Origin of the sequence: Candidatus Frankia alpina, from assembly GCF_902806485.1 — a bacterium.
In the GTDB taxonomy this organism is placed as follows: Bacteria; Actinomycetota; Actinomycetes; order Frankiales; family Frankiaceae; genus Frankia; species Frankia alpina.
Genome location: NZ_CADCWT010000374.1, coordinates 1 through 3,244 on the forward strand (window position 1 = coordinate 1; position 3,244 = coordinate 3,244).

At 71.5% G+C, this 3,244-nt stretch carries 1 protein-coding gene and 1 pseudogene; both read left to right on the plus strand.

What is annotated here, in order from left to right:
• Positions 1 to 820, plus strand: a pseudogene (locus G6R25_RS22810) (5'-3' exonuclease); the annotation flags it as partial.
• A 199-nt stretch (positions 821 to 1,019) separates the two neighbouring features.
• On the plus strand, positions 1,020 to 3,244 hold a 2,225-nt coding region (locus tag G6R25_RS22815), incomplete at its 3' end, for an HAD-IB family phosphatase (RefSeq protein WP_163554517.1).

The following is a 3,244-nucleotide window of genomic DNA, read 5'->3' on the forward strand; positions in this document are numbered from 1 at the left end:
CGGGGTGCCGCGTTCGGTGCGGGCGCCGGACGGGACGCCGGTGGGCGCGGTGCGCGGTCTGCTCGATGCGCTGGCCCGTCATCCGCCCGTCGCGGCTGGTGGCCTGTTTCGACGCTGACTGGCGGCCGGCGTTCCGGGTGGCGCTGCTGGCGTCGTACAAGGCGCATCGGGTGGCCGAACCCGCCGGCCGGGCCGGCGGTGTCGAGGAGGTCGCTGATGAGCTGACCGTCCAGCTTCCGATCATCGACGAGATTCTGGATGCGTTCGGGATCGCCCGGGCGTCGGCGGCGGGGTGGACATTCTCACCGGTGACCGGGACCTGTTCCAGCTTGTCGACGATGCCGCCGGGGTGCGGGTGCGGTACGCGGTGGAGAAGTTTGCCGTGGTCGATGAGGCGTCCGTCGCCGCCCGCTACGGCATCCCGGGGCGGGCGTATGCCGATTTCGCGGTGTTGCGCGGTGATCCCAGCGACGGGCTGCCGGGGGTTGCGGGTATCGGTGCGAAGACGGCGGCGACGTTGCTGACCCGGTTCGGGTCGCTGGCGGCGATCCTCGCCGCGCTCGACACTCCCCCGGCGTCCGGCCCGCAGGCGCAGGCGCAGGGGTTGACGGTGGCGGTGCGTCGGCGGTTGCAGGATGCCCGCGGCTATCTCGCCGCCGCGGTCGCGGTGGTGCGTGACTGTGGCGTCGGTGAGGTGGATGGGCGGCTGCCGGTCGCTGTGGTGGACCCGGACGCGGTGGTGGCGATCAGTGAACGGTGGGGGTTGGGGGGGCCGTGCACGCGGCTGGTGAACGCCCCGGCTGTTCTCGCTGCCGGCTGAGCTTCGCCGCGCTCCATCGGCGGATTGTGGGGCTGCCCGTCACCGCGGCAGGGGGCGGACGGTAGGTTTCCCTGCGTACCGCGGCCTGGGCACGCGCCGGTGATGAGCAGGTTGGCGCCGCGGGGGCGAGGCGTCGCCTCGGGTTGCCCACCGGATGTGCACCCGCCCATCCGGACTGACGGCGGGTGCGGGTGCCCGGATGAGGGTGTCGGCGGTGAGGGCAGCGGAGGTCAGGGGGGGGCTGCGCGAGCGGCTCGCGGGCAGGCGTGTGTTCGTGACCGGGGTGACCGGGTTCATGGGCGAGGCTCTGCTCGAACGGTTGCTGTCGGATTTCCCCGACACCTCGGTGGTGGCGCTGGTGCGGCCGCGGGGCAGTCATACGGGGGCGGCGCGGTTGGCGCGGATGCTGCGTAAGCCGGCGTTTCGCCAGTTGCGTGGCCGGCTGGGTGCGGCGGGGTTGACGGAGCTGGTGGCGCGTCGCGTCGATGTCGTCGAGGGTGATCTGGCGCGGCTGCCGGCGTTGCCCGGTGACATCGACGTGGTCATCCACTGCGCCGGGGAGGTGTCGTTCGATCCGCCGATCGACGACGGGTTCCGGATCAACGTCGGTGGGTTGCAGGAGCTGCTGCGGGCTTTGGCGGCGGCCGGGGCGCGTCCGCATCTGGTGCACGTGTCGACGGCGTATGTGGCGGGGTTGCGGTCGGGGCACATCGCCGAGGGGCCGCTGGTTCATGATGTGGACTGGCGTGTCGAGCAGGATTCTGCTTCCCGGGTGCGTCAGCAGACCGAGGATGCCTCGCGGTCGCCGGAGAACTCGGCGTTGTTCCGGGCGCAGGCGGGTCGGCGTTTCGCCGCGGCCGGGGCGCAGACGGTGTCGACGGAGGCGGAGAAGCTGCGCCGGACGTGGGTGGCGCGCCGGCTGGTGGAGGCCGGTGGGCAGCGGGCGCAGGTGTTGGGGTGGACCGATGCGTACACGTTCACCAAGGCGTTGGGTGAACGGTTCCTGGAGGAGGCGCACGGCGAGTTGCCGTTGACGATTCTGCGTCCCTCGATCATCGAAAGTGCGTTGGTGCGGCCGTTCCCCGGGTGGATCGAGGGGTTCAAGATGGCCGAGCCGCTGATCTTGGCTTATGGTCGTGGAGAGTTGCCGGACTTCCCTGCCTCTCCGGACGCGGTCGTCGACATCATCCCGGTGGACCTGGTCGTCAACGCGACGTTGGCGGCGGCGGCGGGGGTGCCGCCGGTGGACACCCCGGCTTATTACACGGTGTGTTCGGGGTTTCGTAACCCGCTGCTGTTTCGGGATCTTTACGCCTATGTGCGGGAGTACTTCCTGGCTGATCCGTTGCCGCAGCGGGGTCGGGGGGCGATCGCGGTGCCGGCGTGGCCGTTCGCGGGGGCGACGGGGGTGGAGGCGCGGTTGCGTCATTCCGAGCGGCTGGTGGGGTTGGCGGGGCGCGTGTTGGCGCAGATCCCGGCGTCGGCGCGGACGCGGGCGCTGGCCGGGGAGTTGGAGCGGGCGCAGAGCCGGGTGGCGTTTCTGCGCCGCTATTCGGATGTGTACCGGGCGTACACGAAGGCGGAGCTGGTCTATGTCGACGATGCGACGCGGGCGTTGCACGAGGCGTTGGACCCGGCCGATCAGATGGAGTTCGGGTTCGACCCGGCGTGTTTCGACTGGCGGCACTACCTGCAGCAGGTGCACTGCCCGGCGGTGACGGCGGTGTTGCGTCGGCCGCGTGATGCCGCGCCGCGTCGGCGGCTGTCGGGGCATCTGGCCGCCGGTGACGGGGTGCTCGCGGTGTTCGATCTTGATGGTGCGGTGGCGAGTGCGACGGTGATCGAGTCGTATCTGTGGATGCGGCTGGCCGATGCGGGGCCGCGGCACCGGGCGCGGGAGCTGGTGGGGCTGGCGGCGGCGCTGCCGGGGTATGTGCGGGCGGAGCGCCGCGACCGGGGGCATCTGATGCGTGCGGTGTACGCCCGCTATGCGGGGGTGGATCCGGCGGAGTTGGAGCGTCTGGTCGCGGAGGTGGCCGGTGACATTCTGTTGCGGCGGGTGAAGCCGGCGGGGATCCGTCGGGTGCGTGAGCATCGGGCGGCGGGGCATCGCACGGTGCTGGTGACCGGGGCGGTAGAGGTGCTCACCCGGCCGTTCGCGCCGCTGTTCGACGAGGTTGTCGCCGCCCGGTTGGAGGTGGGCGCCGATGGGTTGCTCACCGGCCGGTTGGCGTCTTCGCCGCTGGTCGGTGATGCGCGTGCGGCGTGGTTGGATCATCATGCGCGGGCGGCGGGTGCGGATCTGGCAGCGTCGTGGGCGTATGCGGACAGCCAGTCGGATCTGCCGTTGCTGCGCGCGGTGGGTAACCCGGTGGCGGTGAATCCGGATGTGGCGTTGCATCAGGTGGCTCGCGGTGCGGGCTG